This window comes from Chryseobacterium sp. c4a, assembly GCF_009900745.1.
In the GTDB taxonomy this organism is placed as follows: Bacteria; Bacteroidota; Bacteroidia; order Flavobacteriales; family Weeksellaceae; genus Chryseobacterium.
The window spans coordinates 35,839-58,755 of record NZ_WXVU01000023.1; the positions used below are offsets into that span (position 1 = coordinate 35,839).

General features: G+C 37.1%; 25 protein-coding genes and 1 riboswitch. Of the genes, 11 read left to right on the forward strand and 14 right to left on the reverse strand.

The window, feature by feature from the left end; all coding sequences use genetic code 11:
* Positions 1 to 81: 81 nt before the first annotated feature.
* Both GTR01_RS22505 and GTR01_RS22510 read left to right on the forward strand, forming a co-directional pair.
* A complete protein-coding gene (locus tag GTR01_RS22505; RefSeq protein WP_160139965.1) occupies positions 82 to 1,017 on the forward strand; it encodes an NAD-dependent epimerase/dehydratase family protein in 936 nt (311 codons plus the stop codon).
* 84 nt (positions 1,018 to 1,101) lie between these two features.
* Positions 1,102 to 2,013: a helix-turn-helix domain-containing protein gene (locus GTR01_RS22510; protein ID WP_160139966.1), complete on the forward strand. Its 912-nt coding sequence runs from the start codon at positions 1,102 to 1,104 to the stop codon at positions 2,011 to 2,013.
* Between the two features lie 241 nt (positions 2,014 to 2,254).
* Here GTR01_RS22510 and GTR01_RS22515 read toward each other — a convergent pair whose 3' ends face one another.
* The 10 genes from GTR01_RS22515 to GTR01_RS22560 form a co-directional block, all read right to left on the reverse strand.
* Entirely contained in the window at positions 2,255 to 2,902 is a 648-nt protein-coding gene (locus GTR01_RS22515; RefSeq protein WP_160139967.1) for an epoxyqueuosine reductase QueH, read from the reverse strand.
* Positions 2,903 to 2,910: 8 nt separating this feature from the next.
* Entirely contained in the window at positions 2,911 to 3,693 is a 783-nt protein-coding gene (locus GTR01_RS22520) for an enoyl-CoA hydratase/isomerase family protein (RefSeq protein WP_160139968.1), read from the reverse strand.
* Positions 3,694 to 3,737: 44 nt separating this feature from the next.
* Positions 3,738 to 4,640, reverse strand: coding sequence for a 3-hydroxyisobutyrate dehydrogenase (gene mmsB / locus GTR01_RS22525; RefSeq protein ID WP_160139969.1), 903 nt, complete (start codon positions 4,638 to 4,640; stop codon positions 3,738 to 3,740).
* Between the two features lie 61 nt (positions 4,641 to 4,701).
* Positions 4,702 to 5,808: an enoyl-CoA hydratase/isomerase family protein gene (locus GTR01_RS22530; RefSeq protein ID WP_160139970.1), complete on the reverse strand. Its 1,107-nt coding sequence runs from the start codon at positions 5,806 to 5,808 to the stop codon at positions 4,702 to 4,704.
* Positions 5,809 to 5,823: 15 nt separating this feature from the next.
* Positions 5,824 to 6,984, reverse strand: a complete 1,161-nt coding sequence (locus GTR01_RS22535; RefSeq protein ID WP_160139971.1) for an acyl-CoA dehydrogenase family protein — start codon at positions 6,982 to 6,984, stop codon at positions 5,824 to 5,826.
* 90 nt (positions 6,985 to 7,074) lie between these two features.
* Positions 7,075 to 8,571, reverse strand: coding sequence for a CoA-acylating methylmalonate-semialdehyde dehydrogenase (locus tag GTR01_RS22540; protein WP_160139972.1), 1,497 nt, complete (start codon positions 8,569 to 8,571; stop codon positions 7,075 to 7,077).
* A 74-nt stretch (positions 8,572 to 8,645) separates the two neighbouring features.
* A complete protein-coding gene (locus GTR01_RS22545; protein ID WP_160139973.1) occupies positions 8,646 to 10,097 on the reverse strand; it encodes a bifunctional 2-methylcitrate dehydratase/aconitate hydratase in 1,452 nt (483 codons plus the stop codon).
* A gap of 34 nt (positions 10,098 to 10,131) precedes the next feature.
* Positions 10,132 to 11,286, reverse strand: a complete 1,155-nt coding sequence (gene prpC, locus GTR01_RS22550; RefSeq protein WP_160139974.1) for a 2-methylcitrate synthase — start codon at positions 11,284 to 11,286, stop codon at positions 10,132 to 10,134.
* Complete coding sequence (gene prpB, locus GTR01_RS22555) at positions 11,273 to 12,184, reverse strand: methylisocitrate lyase (protein WP_160139975.1); 912 nt, start codon at positions 12,182 to 12,184, stop codon at positions 11,273 to 11,275. Before prpB ends, prpC begins: the two co-directional genes overlap by 14 nt.
* A 442-nt stretch (positions 12,185 to 12,626) precedes the next feature.
* Positions 12,627 to 12,821, reverse strand: a riboswitch (cobalamin riboswitch).
* A 343-nt stretch (positions 12,822 to 13,164) separates the two neighbouring features.
* A complete protein-coding gene (locus tag GTR01_RS22560) occupies positions 13,165 to 14,163 on the reverse strand; it encodes a helix-turn-helix domain-containing protein (protein WP_160139976.1) in 999 nt (332 codons plus the stop codon).
* 179 nt (positions 14,164 to 14,342) lie between these two features.
* On the opposite strand from GTR01_RS22560, the gene GTR01_RS22565 reads away from it, so the two are divergent.
* The 3 genes from GTR01_RS22565 (at position 14,343) to GTR01_RS22575 (ending at position 15,861) form a co-directional block, all read left to right on the forward strand.
* Positions 14,343 to 14,537 carry a hypothetical protein gene (locus GTR01_RS22565; protein WP_160139977.1) on the forward strand — a complete coding sequence of 65 codons (195 nt, stop codon included), beginning with the start codon at positions 14,343 to 14,345 and terminating at the stop codon, positions 14,535 to 14,537.
* A 47-nt stretch (positions 14,538 to 14,584) separates the two neighbouring features.
* Entirely contained in the window at positions 14,585 to 15,301 is a 717-nt protein-coding gene (locus GTR01_RS22570; protein WP_160139978.1) for a DUF6796 family protein, read from the forward strand.
* Positions 15,302 to 15,531: 230 nt separating this feature from the next.
* The gene (locus GTR01_RS22575; protein ID WP_160139979.1) at positions 15,532 to 15,861 is read left to right on the forward strand and encodes a DUF6150 family protein; all 330 of its coding nucleotides are present in this window, start codon (positions 15,532 to 15,534) and stop codon (positions 15,859 to 15,861) included.
* On the opposite strand, the gene GTR01_RS22580 is transcribed toward GTR01_RS22575, so the two are convergent.
* On the reverse strand, positions 15,858 to 16,223 hold the full coding sequence (locus GTR01_RS22580) for a winged helix-turn-helix transcriptional regulator (protein WP_160139980.1): 366 nt from the start codon (positions 16,221 to 16,223) through the stop codon (positions 15,858 to 15,860). The two genes, GTR01_RS22575 and GTR01_RS22580, sit on opposite strands and share 4 nt — an antisense overlap.
* 155 nt (positions 16,224 to 16,378) lie before the next feature.
* On the opposite strand from GTR01_RS22580, the gene GTR01_RS22585 reads away from it, so the two are divergent.
* The 5 genes from GTR01_RS22585 to GTR01_RS22605 all read left to right on the forward strand — a co-directional run bounded on the left by GTR01_RS22585 (position 16,379) and on the right by GTR01_RS22605 (position 19,154).
* Complete coding sequence (locus GTR01_RS22585) at positions 16,379 to 17,149, forward strand: hypothetical protein (RefSeq protein ID WP_160139981.1); 771 nt, start codon at positions 16,379 to 16,381, stop codon at positions 17,147 to 17,149.
* Entirely contained in the window at positions 17,136 to 17,384 is a 249-nt protein-coding gene (locus GTR01_RS22590) for a DUF2798 domain-containing protein (protein ID WP_160139982.1), read from the forward strand. The genes GTR01_RS22585 and GTR01_RS22590 overlap by 14 nt, the downstream gene beginning before the upstream one ends.
* An 84-nt stretch (positions 17,385 to 17,468) precedes the next feature.
* Entirely contained in the window at positions 17,469 to 17,966 is a 498-nt protein-coding gene (locus GTR01_RS22595; protein ID WP_160139983.1) for a hypothetical protein, read from the forward strand.
* A gap of 115 nt (positions 17,967 to 18,081) precedes the next feature.
* The gene (locus GTR01_RS22600; protein WP_160139984.1) at positions 18,082 to 18,786 is read left to right on the forward strand and encodes a PoNe immunity protein domain-containing protein; all 705 of its coding nucleotides are present in this window, start codon (positions 18,082 to 18,084) and stop codon (positions 18,784 to 18,786) included.
* Positions 18,787 to 18,884: 98 nt separating this feature from the next.
* The gene (locus GTR01_RS22605) at positions 18,885 to 19,154 is read left to right on the forward strand and encodes a hypothetical protein (protein WP_160139985.1); all 270 of its coding nucleotides are present in this window, start codon (positions 18,885 to 18,887) and stop codon (positions 19,152 to 19,154) included.
* 161 nt (positions 19,155 to 19,315) lie between these two features.
* Here the strand turns inward: GTR01_RS22605 and GTR01_RS22610 are convergent, their stop codons facing one another.
* The 3 genes from GTR01_RS22610 to GTR01_RS22620 form a co-directional block, all read right to left on the reverse strand.
* A complete protein-coding gene (locus tag GTR01_RS22610; RefSeq protein ID WP_160139986.1) occupies positions 19,316 to 19,726 on the reverse strand; it encodes a RidA family protein in 411 nt (136 codons plus the stop codon).
* Between the two features lie 235 nt (positions 19,727 to 19,961).
* Positions 19,962 to 20,924, reverse strand: coding sequence for a zinc-binding dehydrogenase (locus GTR01_RS22615; RefSeq protein ID WP_160139987.1), 963 nt, complete (start codon positions 20,922 to 20,924; stop codon positions 19,962 to 19,964).
* A gap of 28 nt (positions 20,925 to 20,952) precedes the next feature.
* Positions 20,953 to 21,930, reverse strand: coding sequence for an alpha/beta fold hydrolase (locus GTR01_RS22620; protein ID WP_228452325.1), 978 nt, complete (start codon positions 21,928 to 21,930; stop codon positions 20,953 to 20,955).
* Positions 21,931 to 22,025: 95 nt separating this feature from the next.
* Here GTR01_RS22620 and GTR01_RS22625 point away from each other — a divergent pair, with 95 nt between their 5' ends.
* A complete protein-coding gene (locus GTR01_RS22625; RefSeq protein WP_160139988.1) occupies positions 22,026 to 22,883 on the forward strand; it encodes a LysR family transcriptional regulator in 858 nt (285 codons plus the stop codon).
* Positions 22,884 to 22,917: the final 34 nt, after the last annotated feature.

The following is a 22,917-nucleotide window of genomic DNA, read 5'->3' on the forward strand; positions in this document are numbered from 1 at the left end:
ATACTCTGATGATTTCTGTTCTTCTGAACTTTGCCTTATCAAAATAACGGGATATAATATTAACCGGAAAAGTAAAACAATATGCAAACAATATTAGGAGCCAATGGACAGATTGGTGAAGAGCTGGCAAGAGAACTAAAAAGAAACTTTACTTCAGATATCCGAATTGTCAGCAGAGATGCAAAGAAAGTAAACGATACTGATGAGGTGTTTTCCGCAGATTTATCTATTCGTGAAAAAGCTATTGAAGCTGTAAAAGGAAGTGAAATTGCTTACTTTACACTGGGCCTTTCGATAAGTTCAGATCTTTGGGAAAAACAATTTCCACTGATACTTCAAAATGTAATTGATGCCTGTAAGATCAACGGAACAAAACTGGTGTTTTTTGACAACACCTATATGTATCCACAAGATGGCCGTGTTTTGAACGAAAATACAGTATTTGATCCAGTGGGAAGAAAGGGACGAGTAAGACGGAAAATGGCCGAAATGGTATTGAGAGAAATAGAATCCGGTGAGTTGGAAGCGGTAATCTGCCGTGCTCCTGAATTTTATGGCCCTGGAAAAACACAAAGTATTACCAATACATTGATTTTTAATCATATCAAAGAAGGAAAAAAATTGAAAGTTCCATTGAGTGCAAGTAAAAGAAGAAGTCTCATCTGGACACCGGATGCGAGCCGTGCAACCTCTTTAATTGGAAATACACCGGATGCATTTGGACAAACCTGGCATTTACCAGTGGATAAAAGCCACCCAACCTATAACGAATTTATTAGAATAGCGTCTGAAGTTTATGATAAAGATCTGAAGTATTCAGCTGTACCTAAGTTTATATTTAAGATAGGTGCTTTATTCAATAAAAAAGTAAAGGAATTATTGGAGCTGCTTCCAAGATATGAGCATGATAATATCTTTGATGATTCAAAGTTCAGAAAAAGATTTCCTGAATTTCAGGTGACTCTTTATAAACAAGGAATCAGCCAGATTAAAAGCGAACAGCTTTCCGGAAAATAATAAAATTGTAACTTAGTATGAGTTATCTTTTAAAACCACATAAATTTCTATTGGGGTTAAAAAAAATAAATTAGAAATTCAGTAATGAAAACACCCATAAAAATTTCATCAATCAATGCGATGCATCAGGTTCTGGGATTGAAAAAGCCATCCAACCCACTGATCAGTGTATTCAGTTTTAATGATGTGAAATTAAAATCAGAGACTATTCTCAGTGCAATAATAACAGATTTTTATGCTGTAGCCCTTAAGAAAGACTGTGCAGGAGGTAAGTTTAAATATGGTCAGCAGTATTATGATTTTGACGAGGGTATTATGTATTTTACTGCTCCACAGCAGGTCTTACAATTTGAAGATATTCTTCTGAATGAAGTGGAGGGTTTTGTATTGGTTGTACATCCTGATTTTCTTCAAAGTTATCCTCTGGCATCCCAAATTAAAGACTATGGCTTTTTCTCCTATACCGCCAATGAAGCCCTATTCCTTTCTGAGAAAGAAGAAAAATCGATTATGGATATTATTGTAAATATAGAACAGGAGATCGATGCAAATATGGATTCTTTTACACAAGATCTGCTGGTATCCAACCTGGATTTATTGTTGAAATATTGTGATCGTTTTTATAACCGACAGTTTTTAACCCGTAAAAAAGTGAATAATGATCTGCTTTCAAAGCTGGAAACCCTTTTGGATGAATGTTTTAAAAATGATAAGCTGATCATTAATGGAATTCCTACCGTTCATTTTGTGGCTGAAAAACTTAATCTAAGTGCGAATTATCTCAGTGATATGCTTCGGGTACAGACAGGGCAGACTACCCAGCAGCATATTCAAAATCGTTTGATTCAAAAAGCTAAAGAACTACTTTCCACAACAGAAATGTCGGTTTCAGAAATTGCTTATCAATTAGGATTTGAGCATCCACAGTCTTTTCACCGTTTGTTTAAAAACCGTACCTCTTTTTCACCCTTGGAATTTAGAGCTTCATTTTTATAAATAAGATGATTTGTGGTAATTACTCTGTAGAGTTTAGAAAACAATGATTTTTTTGATGCAAAGCTTTAAGAATTTTATGTTATATTTTTAAGGAAGCAAAGATGGAATCAAGACAATGACTCTATAAAATATACCCGTACCCAACAGTACGGGCATACAATTTATTGAAGACCATTGGGGTCATTTGTATCGTAGTATAATGAAATGATTTTATCTAGCTGAGATCAATAAAAAGATATTTTCAGTCTTTACCATAATATTTTTCGCCCAATTTTATTTTCTCTCTTCCTGTTTCCACCCGCCATTTATTGGTATCTCTTAAAGAATAGGCACAGCCGCAATATTCCTGCATATAAAACTGTTCCTCCTTGCTAATGTCAAGCATACGCTTTGAACCGCCTTTTTTTCTCCAGTTGTAGGTCCAATAAGTAATTCCTTCATAATGACCGGCAGCACGAATTCCGCAATCATTGATTTGTTCCATGTTTTTCCAACGGGAAATGCCCAGTGAGCTGGAAATGATATCAAATCCGTTTTCATAGGCATACAATGCAGTCCGTTCAAAGCGCATATCAAAACACATGGTACATCGGATTCCTCTTTCGGGTTCCCATTCCATACCTTTTGCTCTGGCGAACCAATCATCCACATCATAATCAGCATCAACGAAAGGAATGTTATGTTTTTCTGCAAAACGTATATTTTCTTCTTTCCTTAAATCATATTCTTTCTTTGGATGAATATTAGGATTATGAAAAAATAGGGTAAACTCTATACCTGATGCAATGATGGCTTCCATTACTTCTCCTGAGCACGGGGCACAACAGGAATGCAGCAGCAGCTTTTTGCCTCCTTCCGGCAATACTAATTTCTCTCTTTCAAAATTCATTTTCATTATTATTTCCCTGTAAATTCAGGATTTCTTTTTTCTATAAATGCGCCTATGCCTTCGTTATGGTCTTGGGTTGTAAACAACTCACCAAATAAGGCGGCTTCTTGTTTCAGTCCGTCTGCAATATGCAGTTCAAAGCCTGTATTTAATGATTGTTTTGCTTTAGTTACAGCTACAGGCCCTCTTGAAGCGATGGTTTCTGCTAGTTTTTTAGCCTCACTCAGGAGTTCTTCCGGTGCAATGACACGGTTGACAAAGCCAAATTCTTTACAGGCTGCTGCTGAATAAAATTCGCCTGAGAAAACCATTTCTCTTGCTTTATACAGACCAATGGCTCTTGGAAGTCTTTGTGTTCCGCCAAAACAAGGTAATAAGCCTAAGGTAACTTCAGGCAGTCCGAATTTAGCTTTTTCGCTGGCCAGAATAATGTCGCAGGATAATGCCAGTTCACAGCCGCCACCTAGTGCAAAGCCGTTCACTGCTCCAATAACAGCCATCGGTAATTCTTCAATAGCATTAAATGCAGTTTGTGCCATGATGGAAAAGGTTTCAGCTTCCTGAGGAGTCATTCCCTGCATGGCCTTGATATCCGCACCTGCAACAAAAGCTTTTTCGCCAGAACCTGTGATGATCAGAACACGAATGTCTGGGGTTGTTTTTATCTGATCGGCAAATATTTTTAGTTCTTTTAAAACAACTTCATTCAAGGCATTTAAGGCTTGTGGACGGTTAATAGTCAGTGTTCCGACATATCCCTGTTGTTCATATAATAGTGTTTCGAAATTCATTGTATCTGGTTTTAGTGTATGGGATGATTTTTAGGGAAGTGGAATTAGTTTCCGTTTTCTACGTTTAATTTCCCATTTAAAAATTGGATAATACTTGAAAAATCTATAGCTCCATTTCCGGATTCGCTCCACATTCTATATAAATTTAAAGCGGCATTTCCCAGTGGAGTAGAGGTTTTGGTTTCCAATCCTGCTTCTGCTGCCAGTCCTAAATCTTTGGTCATCAGATCTACAGCAAATCCTCCTGAATATTCTCTTGATGCAGGAGCATTCTCCATCACGCCAGGGTATGGATTGTATACTTCTAAAGACCAGTTTTTACCGGAACTTTTCTGCATGATTTCACTTAATGTTTTAGGATCTAATCCATGTCGGATTCCTAAATTAATAGCTTCAGAAGTTCCAATCATGTGGATGGCCAATAACATATTATTACAAATTTTTGCCACCTGACCGGCTCCGGAATCTCCTGCATGGAATATATTTTGTCCCATACATTTTAAAATAGGTCTTGCTTTTTCATAATCTTCGGTTTTACCACCTACAATAAAAGTTAATGTTCCGGCTTTTGCTCCGGCTGTACCTCCGGAAACAGGAGCATCTATCATTTTACAGCCTTTAGATGCTGCAAGTTTAGCAACTGAACGGGCTGTTACAGCATCAATGGTACTGCTGTCGATTAATAATGTATTAGGTTGTAAATTGTTGACAAATTCTTCAGAATACAATTCAGCAACGTGTTTTCCGGAAGGAAGCATCGTGATGACTGCCTCTGCATTTTTAACAGCTTCCAAAGCTGAGCCTGAAATGTGTCCACCTGCAGAAACTAATGCTTCTAAAGCGGCATGTGAAAGGTCAAATCCGGTTACAGAATGACCGTTTTTTACTAAGTTTGCGGCCATAGGCCCGCCCATATTTCCTAATCCTATGAATGCTATATTGGACATAATTATTTCTTTGAGGGTTACAAAATGATTTAAATTGAATTGAAAAAAGAATGAGGACAATTTAAGATCCGATCACGACTTCTTTATTCACTTTCCATTCTCCGATGATCCATTCAAAATAAGAACTTACCCATTCCTGAGTGATCTCATCTAAGGTGGCAGGATGCCACTTTGGAGACTGATCTTTATCTACTAATAATGCTCGTACTCCTTCTGCAAAATCAGGATGAATACAACATTGGGAGGATAGATTCAGTTCAGATTGAAAAACTTCTTCCAGGCTTAGATCTTTCCCTTGTTTCAGTTGTCTGAAAATAATGTGAGCTGAACTGGGAGAACCGGCTTCAAAACTTTTAATTCCGGCATTGATCCATTCATCTTTTTCGGGAGAATTGATTAATATTTCTCTGAATTGTTCCAATGTTTCAGCCTTTTCAAACTGTTCTACAAAATCCTGATGCAAGGCTGCCTGTGATTCCGGAACAGAAACCTCCTTGGAAATATTTTTTAATATTTCAGAAACGGTTTTGTGGTGATTGTCATTCCATTCTGTACGTTCTAATTCGTTGAAGATGGTTTCTTTTGATGAAGATGATACATAATAGTCTGCCAGTCCTAAAAATTTGCAATCCGCTCCATCCAGTCTGGCACCTGTTAATCCTAAATACAATCCATAAGCGGATGGCATTTTATTTAAAAACCAAGTTGCTCCCACATCCGGATACAATCCAATTGTAATTTCCGGCATGGCGAGTTTACTTCTTTCCGTTACAATACGATGTGATGCACCCACCATAATTCCGATTCCGCCTCCCATTACAATTCCGTGTCCCCAAACGATAATAGGTTTAGGATAGGTATGTATAGTGTAATCTACCTGATATTCTTTTGAAAAGAAATCAAAGCAATCCTGTGGTACCTGAGAATCATCAATAGCTCTTTGTGCAATGATAGCATCATGCAATTGTCTTACATCACCTCCTGCACACAAGGCTTTTTCACCTGCCCCCTGAATAAACAGGCAGGCTATTTCATCGGAATTTTTCCAGTCTTCCAAAACTGCTTTTAATTCTTCAATCATAGGTAATGACAAAGAATTGAGTGTTTTTTCAGAATTAAGAGTGATGATTCCGACTTTATTTTTTATTTCTGTAAGTAGTAAACTCATTTTTTATGATTTGAATTAACGAATTTGTAAAGTAGCTCCTTCTTCGAGTATCTTTCTTGAAATAACGAGCTTCATAATCTCATTAGTACCTTCTACTACCTGATGCACTCGGGCATCACGCATTAAACGTTCTACAGGGAAATCCTGTGTACAGCCATAGCCCCCCAATATCTGCAGCGCTTCATTACAGATGCTGAAGCACATATCGGTAGCCAGTCGCTTAGCCATGGCACAGTAAGTCGTTGCATTGGGATCTTTAGAATCAAGTTTAAAGGCTGCCAACTGTACCATTTGACGGGCCGCTACCAGTTCTGTCGCCATATCTGCAATTTTAAACTGTAATGACTGAAACTGTGCCAATGATTTTCCAAACTGCTGTCTTTCGTGCATATAGCGCTGAGCCTGATTGATGGCTCCCTGAGCAGCTCCTACAGAGCATGTTCCGATATTGATTCGGCCACCGTCCAATCCTTTCAGGGCAATTTTAAATCCTTCTCCTAAGGTACCTAAAAGATATTTCTCATCCACTTCTACATGATCGAGAAATACAAAACGGGTAGGCTGGGTATTCCATCCCAGTTTTTTCTCTTTTTCACCAAAGCTGATTCCCGGGCTGTTAGCAGGTACTACAAAAGCACTGATCCCTTTTGCACCGGAGTTTTCTGTACGCGCCATCACAATAAGAATATCACTTTCGCCAGCTCCTGAAATGAAAGCCTTTGTTCCGTTAATGATATATTTATTTTCCTTTTTCGTAGCAGTCGTTTTCAAGCCTGCGGCATCAGATCCTGATCCGGGCTCAGTAAGGCAATAAGAGCCAAGTAGTGTTCCGGAAGCCAATTTTGAACAGAATTCTTTTCTGATTTCATCATTCCCAAACTCGTCAATCATCCACGACACCATATTGTGAATGGTTATATAAGCGGTGGTGGAAGGACAAGCAGCGGCTAATTCTTCAAATATAATGGCGGCATCAAGCCGTGATAATCCCAAACCTCCGGCGTTTTCACTTGTATAGACTCCACAAAATCCCAATTCACCGGCTTTGGTTATAGCTTCTCTTGGAAATATCTTTTGGGCATCCCATTCTGAAGCATAAGGTGTGAGCTCTTTTTCAGCGAACTTTCTAGCGGCATCCTGAAATGCCAGTTGTTCATCACTTAGGTTAAATTCCATAATTTTTAAGGTTTAAAATTTGAATTGAAAGTGCTCACATCGTGAATGGGGACTTGCCTCTTATTTTCAGTTGCCCACTTTCATCATGTACTATTTTAAACTGATCGTCATATTGAGACTTCCTCCCGGAACATCTTCTTCAAACCAGCGTGCGGTAATGGTTTTGGTTTCTGTATAAAACTTTACTCCTTGTTTTCCGTAAGAATGCAGGTCACCAAAGAAAGATTTTCTCCATCCTGTAAATGAGAAAAATGGCAATGGAACAGGAATAGGAAGGTTGACTCCAATTTGCCCTACTTCAATTTCATGCTGGAATTTTCTGGCTGCTGCTCCTGAATTGGTAAAGATTGAAGTTCCGTTTCCATAAGGGTTATTATTGATGATCTGAATTGCCTCATCTAGCGTATCTGCTTTTAATAAAAGTAAAGCAGGGCCAAAAATTTCCTCTTTGTAAATATCCATTTCTACAGATACATTGTTAAACAAAGTAGGGCCTACAAAATATCCGTTTTCATATCCTTCTACGGTACAGTTGCTTCCATCTAATAATACTTCAGCGCCCTGGTCATAAGCACTCTTAATAAGTCTTAGCACCTTTTCCTTAGACTGTTTATTGATTAATGGGCCAAAAGCTGCCGCTTCATCAGACCATACTCCAGGTTTGATAGTGCTTAAAGCTGTTTTGATCTCTTCTACCCAGTTTTGAGCTTCACCTACCAGAACTGCAACACTGATAGCCATACAACGTTGCCCGGCTGCACCACACGATGCTCCTACCAGATTGTTGATGACTTGTCCTTTATTAGCATCAGGCATAACGACCATGTGGTTTTTAGCACCGCCAAAAGCCTGAACTCTTTTCAGGTTATCTGTTCCTGTACGATACACGTGTTCAGCCACTGGGACGGAACCTACAAATGAAATGGCTTTGATCTCAGGATGGTTCAGGATGTGATTCACCTGATCTTTGGAGCCATGAACAATATTTAAAACACCTTTTGGAAAACCGGCTTCTAAGAATAGCTCTGCCATTTTCATTGAAGTCATCGGAGTTTGCTCAGAGGGTTTTAAGATAAAGGTATTTCCACAGGCAATTGCCATTGGGAACATCCATAAAGGAATCATCGCAGGGAAGTTAAAGGGAGTAATTCCCGCACAAACTCCAAGAGGCTGAATATAGCTATAGGTATCCACTCCACGGGCTACATTTTCTACGGTTTCTCCCATCATCAGGGTTGGAATATTGCAGGCATGTTCCACGACTTCAATACCACGCCATACATCTCCCATTGCATCTGCAAAGGTTTTCCCGTTTTCTTTGGAAAGGATTTCTGCAATTTCTTTTTGATGTTCTTTTAAAAGGTGTTGGTATTTTAAAAATAACCTCGCTCTTTCCGGAGTGGCTACCTCTTTCCAGATTTTGAAAGCTTCTGTAGCAGCTTCAATGGCCTGATCGATTTCTGATACTAATGTTAAAGGTACCTCAGCAAGAATTTCTTGGGAAGCAGGATTTTCTACAGGAAGGTATTCTTGAGTTTTACTTTCAAAAAACGCTCCGTTGATTAATATTTTTACTTTTTGTGACATCGTTTTATAAGTTGAAAAGTTGAGAAGGAAAGTTGAAAGTAAGTGGTGTTGCTTACTTTCAACTTTTAATGGGGTTATATTACCAGTAGATCAACGAATTCATTGACATTAAGATTGATCAATGTTTCGTATTCCAATGAGTTTTCAAGGACTACTTTTTGCTGTTTTTCAGGGAAAATACGGGCTAAGTTGACTTTGTATTTCTTGATAAGTTCAGGAATTCCTTCCTCTCTTCTTCGTTTGTGTCCAATAGGATATTCTACCACGATTTCATCTAAAATAGTTCCATCATTGAGTTCTATGGTCATCGCATTGGCAATAGAACGTTTTTCAGGATCATGATAATCTGCTGTAAACTGAACGTCTTCCACACATTCTATTTTATCGCGCAGAATATCAATTCTTGGATCTGAGGCAATATTGTCTTCATAATCAGCAGCCGTTAATCTTCCGTGGATCAACGGGACAGCTACCATGTATTGAATACAGTGGTCACGGTCTGCCGGATTGTTCAAAGGCCCCTTTTTATCGATGATACGAATCGCAGCTTCATGGGTACGGATCGTAACCTTTTTAATATCATCTGTTGTTTTTCCAAGCTTTTTCAAAGTAGAATGCAGGGTCATTGCAGCTTCTACAGCAGTTTGAGAATGGAATTCAGCCGGGAATGAAATTTTGAATAATACATTTTCCATTACATAAGAGCCATATTCTCTCTGGAATTTGAATTCATTTCCTTTGAAAGAAACGTCATAAAATCCCCAAGTTTTAGCTGTTAAAACAGATGGATAACCCATTTCTCCTGTTTTCGCGATTAATGCTAAACGTACTGCTCTTGATGTAGCATCTCCGGCAGCCCATGATTTACGGGAACCTGTATTGGGAGCATGACGATATGTTCTTAAAGATTGTCCGTCTACAAAAGCCAATGATACTGCATTGATAATCTCATCACGAGTCAATCCGATCAATTTTCCAACAGCAGCAGTGGAGGCCAATTTTACCAATAATACGTGATCAAGACCTACTTTATTGAAAGAATTTTCCAATGCCATTACGCCTTGAATTTCATGAGCCATAATCATGGCTTCCAATACCTGCTTCATTTTTAAAGGGGCTTTTCCCTCTGCAATATTGGTTCTTGATAACCAGTCTGCTGTTGCTAAAATCCCACCCAGGTTATCTGACGGATGTCCCCATTCAGCAGCCAACCATGTATCATTAAAGTCTAGCCAACGGATAATAGCTCCGATATTGAATGCTGCCTGAACAGGATCTAATTGAAACTGTGTTCCCGGAACCTTTGCACCATGAGGAACCACTGTTCCTTTCACGATAGGGCCTAAAAGTTTTGTACAGGCGGGGTAGGTTAAAGCTTCCAGACCACATCCGATGGTATCCAGAAGACAATAATGAGCAGTCTTCCAGGCTAAGTCGTTTTTAATTTCGTAGTGTAATACATAATCTGCAATATCTACTAATACCTGATCCGGTTGTGGTCTTTCATTTGAAATGTGTGATGACATCTTTGTTTTATAGTTTTGTTATTAATGGTATTTTTTATTTTCTGTCTTGTAGAGAAACGAATTCCTTGCTTTCTGGGCCTGTATAGTTAGCACTTGGACGGATGATCTTTCCATCTTGTCTCTGTTCAATAATATGTGCACTCCATCCTGTCACTCTGGAAATAACGAATAATGGAGTAAACATAAGGGTTGGTACTCCCATTAAATGGTAAGATACTGCAGAGAACCAATCCAGATTTGGGAACATTTTCTTTTCTTCCCACATCACGGTTTCTAACCTTTCTGCTATATTGTAAAGAAGCATATCTCCAGCTTCCTCAGAAAGTTCTTTAGCTACTTTTTTAATCACTACGTTTCTAGGGTCTGAAATCGTGTAAACCGGATGTCCGAATCCAATAATGACCTCTTTGTTGGCAATACGCTGACGGATATCAGCTTCAGCTTCGTCCGGTGAATTGTAGCGGCTTTGGATTTCGAAGGCCACTTCATTGGCTCCTCCATGTTTTGGGCCTCTCAACGCACCGATAGCTCCTGTGATACATGAATAAAAATCTGAAGAAGTTCCGGCAATAACACGAGCTGTGAATGTAGAAGCATTAAATTCATGTTCCGCATAAAGGTTAAGCGATATTTCCATGGCCTTTACCCAGGAATCTGGAGCTTTTTTACCATGTAACAGATGAAGGAAATGGCCGCCAATCGTATCGTCATCTGTTTCTACATTGATTTCTTTACCATTATGAGTATAGTGGTACCAGTATAAAAGCCCGGAACTGAATGAAGCTAATAATTTATCCGCAATATCTCTTGCTCCGGCTACATTGTGATCATCTTTTTCAGGCTGAATACTTCCGATTGCAGATACCATAGACCGCATCACATCCATGGGATGAGCCGCTGCAGGAATACTTTTTAAAATATTTCTTACAGAATGTGGTAATCCTCTCAGAGATTTCAATTTGGCTTTATAATTTTTCAACTGAGCCCCTGTAGGCAGCTGACCATAGATCAAAAGATAAGCTACTTCTTCAAATTCTGCTTTCTCTGCCAGATCTAGAATATCATATCCTCTGTAATGAAGATCATTTCCACTTTTTCCTACGCTGCAAAGCGCGGTATTACCTGCTGCTACTCCTGAAAGGGCTACGCTTTTCTTAGGCTTGAATGTTGGTTCGCTATTCGTTGACATTACTAATATTTTGTTTAAAAAGGTTATCTAATTTTTGTTCATAGTCATGGTATCCAATACTTTGGTAGAGCTCTTCTCTGGTTTGCATAGTATCTAATACATGAGCCTGAGTTCCGTCTTTACGAATGTGCTCATAGACATTCAATGCGGCTTTATTGGCAGCACGGAAGGCTGAAAGAGGGTAGAGTATTAATCCTACTCCGGCAGCTTTTAGCTCATCAACAGTATATAGATCAATCATTCCAAATTCGGTGATATTGGCTAGCACAGGGATTTCTGTAGCATCTACAAATTTTTGATAGAAGCTTAAATCAGGAACGGCTTCTGCAAAAATAAAATCAGCTCCAGCTTCTTTGTAAGCGGCTGCTCTTTCCAAGGTTTTTTCCAATCCTTCATTGGCAAAGGCATCAGTTCTTGCTCCGATTACGAAGTTTTCATCAGTACGGGCATCAGCGGCAGCTTTTAATCGGTCTACCATTTCTTCTTTGCTTACGATTTCTTTTCCAGGACGATGTCCGCAGCGTTTTGCGCCCACTTGGTCTTCGATATGCAGGGCTGCTGCTCCAGCTTTGATTAAAGATTTTACCGTTCTGGCAACATTAAACGCTGATGGGCCAAACCCTGTATCTATATCTACCAGTAAAGGCAGATCGCAAACGTTGGTAATACGCTGAATGTCTATTAATACATCTTCCAGCGTGGTAATTCCCAGATCCGGAACTCCTAAAGATCCGGCAGCAACTCCACCTCCTGAAAGATAAATGGCATTGAAGCCTGCTTGTTGGGCCAGTAATGCATGATTGGCATTGATGGCTCCTACAATCTGAAGAGGACTTTCTTTGTGCATAGCCTCCCGGAACAGAGCACCAGGAGACTTCCAGTTTTCATTTTTAGTCATTTTAATATTTATTGTTTAGTTGAAATTTGTGCGATAAGAAAGAAGAGCTGCTATGCTGTGGGATGTAAAAAGAAAATGGTCAGAAGAAATCACATGAATTGTTGATGAGCATGAAGACAGATGTTTTTTAAAAATTCTGCATGATGAGATCTGTGCTGTAAGAGATCTGCGGCTCGTGAATACGTAATTGTGATTGGTTTGGTACATTTTTTAACTTTTTACATAGATTAAACCCAATAAAAAGTTCTTGGTAAACTTCACGATGTTTTGTGAGAAAGAAAAATTACGGAAAGGGGAACACGGACGAGTTACAGACCCACAGAATAAGCACATGCTGTTCTGCCAGTATCTATCTCAAAAAATGAAATAAGTTGATAAACAATTTTATCACACAATTATCCATACCGTATCATGCCTGACTATAAGCTTCAAATCGCGAAAGCATCGTCACTACGAAATAGGCAGGTCTCCTGACTTGTAACAGTTTTTATCATCCTTCCCATACACCAGAGCATACAGTGGATATTGATTTGATAAAAACCTTTTTTTGTTACTTACAGTTGCGCGACAGTTCGTGATTTACACACGATTCCCTTTTAATACACAGCTAAGTGTAACCAATTTCGGTTGATAAAGAAGGTGTTAAGAACTCCTTGGTGGTAAATATAGCCATTTTAAGAGAATGACAAAATATTTTATGTAAACAATAATTAATTTTGGGTAATGGGTTGATAATGTTTGTTTTGTGAATCTTTGTTTTTTGATGATATGATAAAAATCAGTCTTTTTATAGTGTTTTCTTATTACCAAATCATTAACAAATAGAGCTGAATGTTAAATGAAATAAAATAAAAGATGTGTTTTTATGGCTACTTTTTATATTTGAAAATAGTGGAGTTAAGTTTTATAGTGAAAGATAAACACTAAGGGATGATTTTATGAATTTTTATGGGGAAATTAAGTTGAAATCATTGAAGGGTTTAGTGAGTTATTCCATTGGTATTTCTAAGTTTACTTGGAATTAAATTGTACTTTCTCTTAAATGCCGCAGAAAAATGTCTTGGGTTTTTATATCCGATAATGTCGGAGATTTCATTGATATTCAGGTCTCCTTCAAGCAACATTCTTTTTGCTTCTTTCATTTTCATGTCGTTCCAGAAGTTGAAAACGGTAGTTCCAAACAGCTCTTTAAATCCCTTTTTTAAAGTAAATTCATTGGTTCCTACCTGATGGGCAAGGTCTATTAATGTGCAGTTTGTGCTGAGGTTATTGATAATAAAATCCCTCACTGCATATATTTTTTCTTCATCTTTTTTGAGAAGAGATGAGGTGGAGGATTCACTTTTAAAAAGCTGTTCCAGTTGTAAAAGAAGCAATTCAGCAACTTTAGCTTCCAGATAGATTCTTTTAAATGTTCCTTTTCGATCGCAATGGATGATATCGTTTAGAATCTGATACATTTCCAGGCTGATGCGGTTATGGTAAGGATTAATAAGACACGAATGCTGCTTTTCAATAGCATTTCTGAAAGTATTGAATAAGTCTGAGTCTTCCGGGAGGAATTTTTTAAAAAAGTCAGGCGCTAAATTGATTTCCAGGATTTGCATTTCCTGGCCGTCAAATTCCATCTGACCGGACATCTGATTGGCATAAATAATATTGTGCTGATAGCTGTCAAAACACACTTTTTTGCTGAAGTTTTCTGAAAGGGCAGAACTTTTTCCTTTTAATGAAAAATGCATTTCAACACTGTCAAAATCGGCCTCAAAGTATAGCAATATTTTATTTTCAAGAGAAACATTTCCGAAACCGATATGCACATTCTCAAAACAGATTTCATGATAAAAACCACTTCCATAAGGTGGTTGAAGATGGGTAATGCATTCTCTGATATCGCCATCATTTACAAAATAAGCATTGGGATATTTTCTTTCCACCAATGTTCCACCAATTTTATCATCGTAGATCCTTAATGCCATTATTGTTTGTTTTAATTAGAATTCTCCTTTTTACGGACTTTTTACTCCTTTTTGCAGACCTATGGGCAGTGCTTTTCCTATTACTTTTGCACAAATATAATAATTATTTAGAATCATTCTTAATAATATTTTATGTTTTACGAAACAGAAAAGATTTAAAATCAACGAAAAGGAAGCCTATGAAGAACTTTGAAACCGAACAAAAAGAGTTTGAAAATGTTCAAAAAAGAACAAATCATATTGCATTGCATCCGTTTTTTCTTGCGGGTGAAAAATTTCCAGCAAAACAAGTGGAAAATTATCCTAAAAAGAAAACTCAGGAAACAGGAAGAACGATCTCATTATTTCTATTAAAAATAGGGAATAGAGGCTGATAATAAATAGAAATGAAGAAATAAAACGTAATCAATAATTATAAAATATGAAGTATTCAAGTAAAGTAAACTGGTCTTTTGCAGCGGCTATCATGGTATCTGTGTTTTGGATCATCGGAGATATATTTGTTGCCGGATTTGATCCGAATCCTGCCGATTATCCATTGTTTTCAAAGACTTATGCCGATCAGGTGAATGTAGAATTTGCCACTTTGATGTTAGAAGGGTCAACTCCTCGATTAATGTTTGGAGCTTTAATCGGAGCACTCACAGGGCCACTGTTACTTCCGGCAACCTGGTTGGTTTTGCAGTTCTTTAAAGATACCAAAACATGGTATTCGGTGGGTGTGTACTGGATTTTACTGACAGGTGCGGTTTTGTCTCCTTTAGGTCATGCAGGATTCTTTTATGTAGGAGAAATTTATAAAGCGATCTATCATACCGATTCGGTTGCCCATGCCTATCTTTTAGAAACAGGGCGTGGATTTATGAAGATGCTTAATATTGCTTGGGGAGCTGCTATTGGAGTGTTAGCTATCGGATGGATTTCATTTGCGGTATGTATCCTTTTGAATAAAACATTGCTTCCAAGATGGATGGCTTTGCTTACCCCATTTGTGCTGACTTTATTTATCATCCCCATGAAAGGTCTTTTACCACTTCCTTACTCAGGGTGGGTTGGGGGAGCGATATTCAATATTGCTTATCTTACATTCTTCGGTTCATTACTGATCTTTTTCAGAAAAAAACTGAACAGAATGTAAGAATTTAAAAAAACAGAACTAATAACGATCTCTATATATTACATTTTGAATTGGGCACTTTTTCGGTGCTCAATTTTTGTATGGAATCAAAAGAATTGATTCTATAAAGCAGATGGATAAGATTTGCTGTGTTGTAACTGATTTTTCTTAGTCTACTTAAAAAATAATATCTATTTTTAAAATCTGAACTGTATTTTATAAGGAGTTAAAAACACAATAATTAAAAATTAATGAAAATTCTTTTTCCCTTTCTGCTATTATCTGCTATCCATCTGAAAGCTCAATATATAAAAGAAGTCTATTTTTCTCAAAAGGCTGATTTCAAAGTGTACGTGGTAGATTATCCATCCAAAGCTGATCTTCTGGTATATAAAGTAAGCTATCCGGGAGATGCGGATGGAAATGATGGAAAATGGTATTTTACGGATGTTTCAAAATGGGCGGCAAAGAAAGTGTATTTCACCAGTAATCAGTATGCTGCGGATCTTAAAATCTATTATGTAAGCTCCAAATACAAAACGGGCTGGAGAAATAAAAATAAAAAATATCTGTTGGACTAGAGCTGTATAGCAGTTTTGGATTCCTGTCTCTGATTGAACTCATCCATAAAATCATTTCCCCAGTTTTCCATCATGGCTACAATCGGCAAAAGAGATTCTCCGAGTGGTGTTAAAAAATATTCAACTTTGGGCGGGAGGACGGGATAGATAATTTTTTCAACGATACCGTGTTCTTCCAGTTCTTTTAATTGTAAGCTTAAAACCCGTTTGCTGGCTCCCGGATGATGTCTGGATAATTCACTGGGTCTTCGTATTCCCTGATGAATAGAATTGATTAAGCAGGGTTTCCATTTTCCGCCTATAATTTCCACTGTAATACTCATGCCGCAGCTGAAATCTTTTGGTATTTTCTTCTCGTACATTTTATCTCTGTTTTTTAAGGTACAAATTTAGGAATATTACCATTTGGGTATTATAGGGATAATATTTTCACCATTCCAAAATTTTCACCCTTATTTCTTTCCATTCCGGAGGCGAATACCTTTGCCGATAGTTTTTAATCAAAATAATATACAACATGAATTTATTATCCAACAGAGATAAGGCAGAGGCTATTCAAAATAGCATTGAAACGGAAACATTATTGGAAATCGGATTAATCAATCCTAAGTCATACAAACAGCATAATCCTCATGTAGAAACGGGATTAGAAGCGATTCAGGCACTGCATGAACAAATGCCGATGGAAAAAGTCTATACGAATGTGGTGCGTAAATTCCAGGATGGTGATTACGGTTTTGTACATGTGGATTATTTCCTTTTTGAACCTACGGTTGCTTTCGATATCCATCGTTTTGAGAACGGAATGAGTGTTGAACATTGGGATAACCTGCAGATCAATTCCAAAAGATTAAATAAAAGCGGTAGAACCATGACTGACGGGAAAACGAAGGCAATAGATCATCATAAAACGGAGGCGAATAAGGCTCTTGTAAGAAGTTTTATTCAACAGGTTCTGATTGATGATGATAAGGAACAGGCTTCAGATTATTTTAAAGGAAATCAACTGATACAGCATAATCCTGATATGGAGGATGGAGTTCAGGAGTATTTCAACGGGTTGGCAGCGATGAAGGAGGCGGGAAAAGCTCAGGTTTATCACAAGATCCAAATGGTGTTGGGAGAGGGGAACTTTGTCCTGGTGCTGAGCGAGGGATATATCGGAGAGATACACTCTGCTTTTTATGATCTGTATAGAGTAGAGGATGATAAAATTATGGAGCATTGGGATGTTATTGAAGCAATTCCGGCTCCTGAGCACCGTAAAAACACGAATGGTAAATTCTAAGATTTTGAAAGATCAGCACCAATATTATCGATTGCTTAACACATTGTTTGTAGTGCTTCCAACTACTTTTACCATATCTGTACTCTCTGTTTTTATCAAAGAAGTTCCTGATGGAAAATGGATAGAAGCATTTTTCAAGTCATGGGCTTTCTCATTGCCTGTTGCCTATGTATGTGTTCTGTTATTCTTACCTGTGGCACATAAAATAACCGGTATCATTTTAAAAGAAGACTAAACAAGCCTTTGTTCTGTCTGTTTATATTGTATTTTTGATTATACTTTAAAAAGTCTTATCATTTAGAATTTAAACGAATACAATATGAGAAAACGAATACCATCAAGAATAGAAACGAAGGGATATATTTTAGGTAAATTAATGATTCTGTCGTTGTTGATATTGATTTCTTGTAAAGAAAATAAGAGCAAAACAGATCATAATATTATGGAACATACTGAAACCATTCAATCTGTAAAAATGGTTTCTGCCGGTGGAGAACTGGGTTTTTCTTCCAGCACTTTAATTGATAAAGATTCTATTCATTATAGCCGTACAGTAGCTGCTAATGAAGCTGAAAATCTGACCTACAGCCGAAAAGTGAAGACTGAAGACTGGAAAAACCTGGTTGCTACAACTGATCAGAAACTATTTAGAGCAGCAAAGGAAGGGAAAAGTGTACAGCCTGTAGACGGAATTGATACCAAGATTATCATCACAACAAGTACTGGGGGTATTTCCAAAATGAATGCCTATGATAATCCTGTATGGAAAAACATCCGTGATCTGGTAGATCAATTGGGCGGACAATATAGAAGGTGAATGAATGTGATGTTCATTCACCTTTTTTGTTACATTTAAAGAATTAAAAATCAGCTGAAATTGATGAAAGATTTTTGTAAAAAATAAATGAAGATCTAATAAAACTGGATTAATAATGATAGTAAGAACCTTCCTTAAAGATTTAGCCTATTTTGAATACTATATTCAATTAAATAATGACGATATTGAGTATTACCTGAACGAATTAAGAGCTGGAAGAGTGGCGGAAGAAAGAATCTCTGCTGTAAACCGCCAGATATTTACCACAACTCTGCATACAGTTATTGCAAAATACTCGGCAGGATATACTGTACAGGATATTATACCCGATTTTCTAAAAGCTATTGATCGTTTGCCTGAAGGATGGAAAAGCTGGAAAGAGCAAATTCGGTTTGATGATTATATTCTTATGCTCTGGATGCTGTCGCTAGGCATTTTACTTGCTATTGACGATTCAGATTTTAGTAGAATTGTAAGTGTTTTGAAAGCAAACGGGCATCAGGATTACCTCTATGATATTATCATTGCATTCCAGGCAGGGCAACAGCCTTTATCAGATTCTCTGTTGGTTTTTCCTAATGTTTTTGTTTTTTTGAAAGAGCTCTACGAAACGAAAGATACTGCCAAATTAAAGAAATATCTCGATGATCATTGGTACAAAAAAATGAAAGAGAGCTATTGGTATGAAAGTGATAAAAGCAAGCAGTCTTCATTCTTTGGATATTGGAGTTTTGAAAGTGCTGTTTTCATGAAAATAGTAAATCTGGATGATCAATTTTTGAAGGATCAGAGATATTATCCGAATGATCTGATCCATTGAAGTAGATTCCCGAAAAATAGAGGGTAAGAAAATAATACATTATATTTGATCTTCTTATCATGGGAAAGAGTGCATCTTATCCCTCATAAAATCTACCTATGTCTACATCAAAATTAAGCCTGGCTGCCACTATAACTCATATTATTTTACTTGTGATACTGATGAAGTATAATGAGTGGTTGTTTACTTATGATTGGGAAAATGATGTCATGTTCCTGATTGTTGTGGTTGTCATTCTAGCCTTGATGTTAGCCATTGCATCAAGAAAAACGAGACTGGGAGCTGTATTGATGGTAGCCAATGGGATTTATACCGTAATCTGCTTTTTTATATTGTTTTTCGCTTTAACTTATACTTTTAAAGTGTAAAACGTATAGCCGGAATGAAGACCAGTTTATCAATTAATCCCTGCTCTCTAATTTAAAGAGGGCAGGGATTGCCATTTTCTCAATGAAAAAATGGAGTACATGGTTTAAAATTTAAATAATTTATAGGTTTTGTGAACAAAACAGCTTGGTGAGATTATTATCTATAAAGGCATAAAAGCAATGGCATCCACTTCTATCATCATCCCATCCAATGCTAATTTGGGAACAGGAATTAAAGTGCTGGCAGGGAACTTGTTGTTTTTCCATACTTTATGCATTTCTTCTGTCCAGATTCTAAGCTTCTCCTGATCGTGATCAACAATCAATACTGTAATTTTAAGGACATCATCAGGCTTCAAATGATATTCTTTAAGCACTGTTTCCAGGTTTTTCAAAGCAAACTGAACTTGTTGTCTAAAGTCTACAGAGAGATTATGGTGCAGGTCTTCACCACCGCTTTGTCCTGATATAAATACATATTTTTCATTCCCTACGCCGCTTGTTGCATGTGAAAAAGCAAATGGAGTAGGGTCAAATAGAGTTTCTGGGTTTTTAGACTCGACGTTTGTCATATTTTTTTGTTTGTTGGTTTTATTGTTGCTAGTTTGTGAACAGCTTGAAAATAACAACATAAAAATAAATGAAGCCAGAAGAAGCTTTCCTTTATATATGATGTTTTTAGAATGAATCATGACTGGTAAAGTTTAAATTGATGAAGCAAAGGTAAACTGAATCATTTTTCAAAACGTTTACATATGTTGAGGGAATTCAATATTATAATGCATAACTAACGATGCTTTCGTATATCTATAATGACAATACAATTTTACCAAACAAAGGGCGGTTTCGATTTGTATCTTCTATTCTTTGATGGGCATTTTGAATGTCTTCAAGTGGAAATACACTATCTATAACTGGTTTTACGTGTCCGCTTTCAATTAATTGCGTAATATGATGAACTTCATCTCTGCTTTGTCTGGTAAAAACGAAATGATAGGTAGCATTTTTTTCCCAGGCATGGATAAGATTTTGAGGCTGAGGAATATCAACCAATGTGACAATTCTGCCATAATCAGCTAAGACAAGCGGACTGTCTGATAATGTACTGCCTCCAACGGTATCAATAATTACATCGACACCTTTCCCATTTGTAAGAGTTTGTACTTCTTCAATATAGTTTTTTTGATGGTGATCAATAATTACATCCGCGCCAAGATTGTGAAGCTCTTTATGTAAAGTACTTTGCCCTGTTGTATAGACAAAAGCTCCAAGTGATTTAGCAACCTGTATGGCTAATGTTCCGACTCCTCCGGCACCCCCAAGAATAAGAATGGTGTCTCCTTTTTTTAATTGTGCTCTTACAACCAGCATTTCCCAGACTGTTCCCCCAATCAGAGGAATGGAAGCTGCTTCTTCATAACTAATATTCTCAGGCATTCTTGACAATGAGGATTCATCAGTAACATGATACTCCGCATAGCTTCCGGTACTGCCAAAACGTGGTGAATAATAAACCTTATCACCGGGTTTCCAGTTTTTAACAGCATCGCCCACTGCTACAATATCACCTGCAATATCGTGCCCCGTTATGATAGGTAAATCAAATAAAGGAGCATAATCCCCTCGTCTTATCTGATAATCCAATGGATTGATTGATGTAGCTTTTACTTTTACCAATACCTGAGAAGGATTTGTGATAGATGGAGTAGGAATTTCTGCAGATTGAAGGACTTCCGGCCCCCCATAATTTTTGATGACAATAGCTTTCATAATAAGATATCTGTTTATTTAATAGTTGTTATTGAGGAAGAGTTTTCATGAATTCAAGAATCTCAGTACCGATTTCCGTAGCATGGGTTTCTAATGCGAAATGTCCGGTATTGTAAAACTTGAGTCGGGCATTGGGAAGGTCTTTTTTATAAGCTTCTGCACCTTCTGGTAAGAAGTAGGGATCCTTATTTCCCCAGACCAATAAAAGTTTTGGCTGATGCTTTCTGAAATATTCATGAAATTTTGGGTATAAAGCTACATTCGTTCTGTAATCTTTAACCAAATCAAGCTGTATTTCTATATTTCCCGGTCTATCCAGGAACTTTTGGTCTAATGTATACGCTTCAGGAGCTATTAAAGAAATGTCTGATACTCCATGATGGTATTGAAAATAGGTAGCTTCTTTAGAAACAAAATCTTTCAAAGAAAGTCGATTAGCTTCTGAGGGCTCCTTCCAGTATTTTTGTATAGGATTCCATTCTGTGCTTAATCCTTCTTCATAGGCATTTCCGTTTTGAGAAACAATACCTGTTATTTTTTCAGGATTATTCAAGGCAAGGCGTAATCCTACCGGAGCACCATAATCAAAAATATAGATGGTAAAACGTTTCATTCCTAATGTATCGACAAAGGCCTGCATCGTAGCCGCAAGATTGTCAAATGTATAATTGAAATGTTGATGATCCGGAGCATCAGAATACCCAAATCCTGGTAGATCAGGGGCAATGACATGGTACTTTGTACTCAATATGGGAATTAGGTTTCTAAACATGTGTGATGAGGTTGGGTAACCATGTAGCAATAATATGATGGGAGCATCCGTAGAACCTGCTTCTCTGTAGAATAGATTTAAGTTGTTGACTTTGATGTTGCGATAATGAACTGATTGATTTTCCATAATGTGAGAATTTAAATTAAAGGTATGAGTAGCTTGTGCCATCGTTAAAGTATTGGTGAATAGTCCAATTGACAATCCTGTAATGAGTTTTCTGAATTTTATTTCCATTGAATTCTTTTTGAGATTTCAAAATTAATACGGATATTTGATTATTAAAAACGATTAATTTTAATAATTATAATCACTTTTAATGATTAATAAGAATGAATACAAACGATTTGAAAATATTTGAAGCTGTTGCAGAGACAGGCAGTTTTACAAAAGCTGCTTCCTTAATGTTTACGGTTCAGTCTAATGTAACAGCAAGAATAAAAAGCCTTGAGGAAGAGTTTGATACCAAGTTGTTTTCACGTACTTCGAGAAAAGTAGAACTTACTTCAGAGGGAATGATTCTGATGCAGTATTGTAAACAGATTCAGCACTTGGTGGAAGAAGCCAAATATAATATTCGAAGTGGAGAAAATGTAAGAGGATGTCTGAAAATTGGGTGTATTGAAACAACGATGGTCTTAAAAGCACCGGAGATCCTCAAAACTTTTGAAGAAAAATATCCTGAAATTGAGCTGGAATTTAAATCCGATACTAGAGATTCGCTGATCGCAGGAGTATTAGATTATAGTTTGGATGCCGCATTTGTTTCTGCCCCTATTATTGCCAACGGACTGGAAAAAATTAATATTAAAGAAGAACAGCTTGTTATTTTAACGTCCTCCAAAGGCCCTCATTTGCAGACATTACTTGAAAAATCACCTTTAAAAATTGTAGTATTTGATGATGGCTGTATCTTTAGAGAAAGATTTGAGTCCTGGTTGAGCCATAAAGGCGTTATGAATTATAAAAGTACTGTCCTGAATTCTTTTGAGGGAATTGTCAACTTTGTAGAAGCAGGCCTAGGTATCAGTATATTACCGGAAGAAATTGTTTCTAAATATTATGGTGGAAGAGAAATCAAAAGTTATGGTTTGAATAAACAATTGGGAACCATGAACACTGTTCTTATTTTCAGAAAAGACGGCCCACAATCAAGAGCTTTGCAGTGTTTTATTGATATGCATTCATAAAAGCGGTATCCTTAATATAGTAAAAAATTAAAGT

What these genes read in the sequence shown, in the direction of transcription:
- GTR01_RS22605 (WP_160139985.1), top strand. Translation starts at nt 18,885, where the DNA reads ATGTCTACATCAAAATTAAGCCTGGCTGCCACTATAACTCATATTATT.
- GTR01_RS22560 (WP_160139976.1), bottom strand. Translation starts at nt 14,163, where the DNA reads ATGGCATTAAGGATCTACGATGATAAAATTGGTGGAACATTGGTGGAA.
- GTR01_RS22505 (WP_160139965.1), top strand. Translation starts at nt 82, where the DNA reads ATGCAAACAATATTAGGAGCCAATGGACAGATTGGTGAAGAGCTGGCA.
- GTR01_RS22580 (WP_160139980.1), bottom strand. Translation starts at nt 16,223, where the DNA reads ATGTACGAGAAGAAAATACCAAAAGATTTCAGCTGCGGCATGAGTATT.
- GTR01_RS22590 (WP_160139982.1), top strand. Translation starts at nt 17,136, where the DNA reads ATGGTAAATTCTAAGATTTTGAAAGATCAGCACCAATATTATCGATTG.
- GTR01_RS22520 (WP_160139968.1), bottom strand. Translation starts at nt 3,693, where the DNA reads ATGAATTTCGAAACACTATTATATGAACAACAGGGATATGTCGGAACA.
- GTR01_RS22510 (WP_160139966.1), top strand. Translation starts at nt 1,102, where the DNA reads ATGAAAACACCCATAAAAATTTCATCAATCAATGCGATGCATCAGGTT.
- GTR01_RS22610 (WP_160139986.1), bottom strand. Translation starts at nt 19,726, where the DNA reads ATGACAAACGTCGAGTCTAAAAACCCAGAAACTCTATTTGACCCTACT.
- GTR01_RS22620 (WP_228452325.1), bottom strand. Translation starts at nt 21,930, where the DNA reads ATGGAAATAAAATTCAGAAAACTCATTACAGGATTGTCAATTGGACTA.
- prpB (WP_160139975.1), bottom strand. Translation starts at nt 12,184, where the DNA reads ATGACTAAAAATGAAAACTGGAAGTCTCCTGGTGCTCTGTTCCGGGAG.
- GTR01_RS22540 (WP_160139972.1), bottom strand. Translation starts at nt 8,571, where the DNA reads ATGTCACAAAAAGTAAAAATATTAATCAACGGAGCGTTTTTTGAAAGT.
- GTR01_RS22585 (WP_160139981.1), top strand. Translation starts at nt 16,379, where the DNA reads ATGAATTTATTATCCAACAGAGATAAGGCAGAGGCTATTCAAAATAGC.
- GTR01_RS22625 (WP_160139988.1), top strand. Translation starts at nt 22,026, where the DNA reads ATGAATACAAACGATTTGAAAATATTTGAAGCTGTTGCAGAGACAGGC.
- mmsB (WP_160139969.1), bottom strand. Translation starts at nt 4,640, where the DNA reads ATGTCCAATATAGCATTCATAGGATTAGGAAATATGGGCGGGCCTATG.
- GTR01_RS22515 (WP_160139967.1), bottom strand. Translation starts at nt 2,902, where the DNA reads ATGAATTTTGAAAGAGAGAAATTAGTATTGCCGGAAGGAGGCAAAAAG.
- GTR01_RS22575 (WP_160139979.1), top strand. Translation starts at nt 15,532, where the DNA reads ATGAAAATTCTTTTTCCCTTTCTGCTATTATCTGCTATCCATCTGAAA.
- GTR01_RS22615 (WP_160139987.1), bottom strand. Translation starts at nt 20,924, where the DNA reads ATGAAAGCTATTGTCATCAAAAATTATGGGGGGCCGGAAGTCCTTCAA.
- GTR01_RS22595 (WP_160139983.1), top strand. Translation starts at nt 17,469, where the DNA reads ATGAGAAAACGAATACCATCAAGAATAGAAACGAAGGGATATATTTTA.
- GTR01_RS22600 (WP_160139984.1), top strand. Translation starts at nt 18,082, where the DNA reads ATGATAGTAAGAACCTTCCTTAAAGATTTAGCCTATTTTGAATACTAT.
- GTR01_RS22570 (WP_160139978.1), top strand. Translation starts at nt 14,585, where the DNA reads ATGAAGTATTCAAGTAAAGTAAACTGGTCTTTTGCAGCGGCTATCATG.
- GTR01_RS22530 (WP_160139970.1), bottom strand. Translation starts at nt 5,808, where the DNA reads ATGAGTTTACTACTTACAGAAATAAAAAATAAAGTCGGAATCATCACT.
- GTR01_RS22565 (WP_160139977.1), top strand. Translation starts at nt 14,343, where the DNA reads ATGAAGAACTTTGAAACCGAACAAAAAGAGTTTGAAAATGTTCAAAAA.
- GTR01_RS22545 (WP_160139973.1), bottom strand. Translation starts at nt 10,097, where the DNA reads ATGTCATCACACATTTCAAATGAAAGACCACAACCGGATCAGGTATTA.
- prpC (WP_160139974.1), bottom strand. Translation starts at nt 11,286, where the DNA reads ATGTCAACGAATAGCGAACCAACATTCAAGCCTAAGAAAAGCGTAGCC.
- GTR01_RS22535 (WP_160139971.1), bottom strand. Translation starts at nt 6,984, where the DNA reads ATGGAATTTAACCTAAGTGATGAACAACTGGCATTTCAGGATGCCGCT.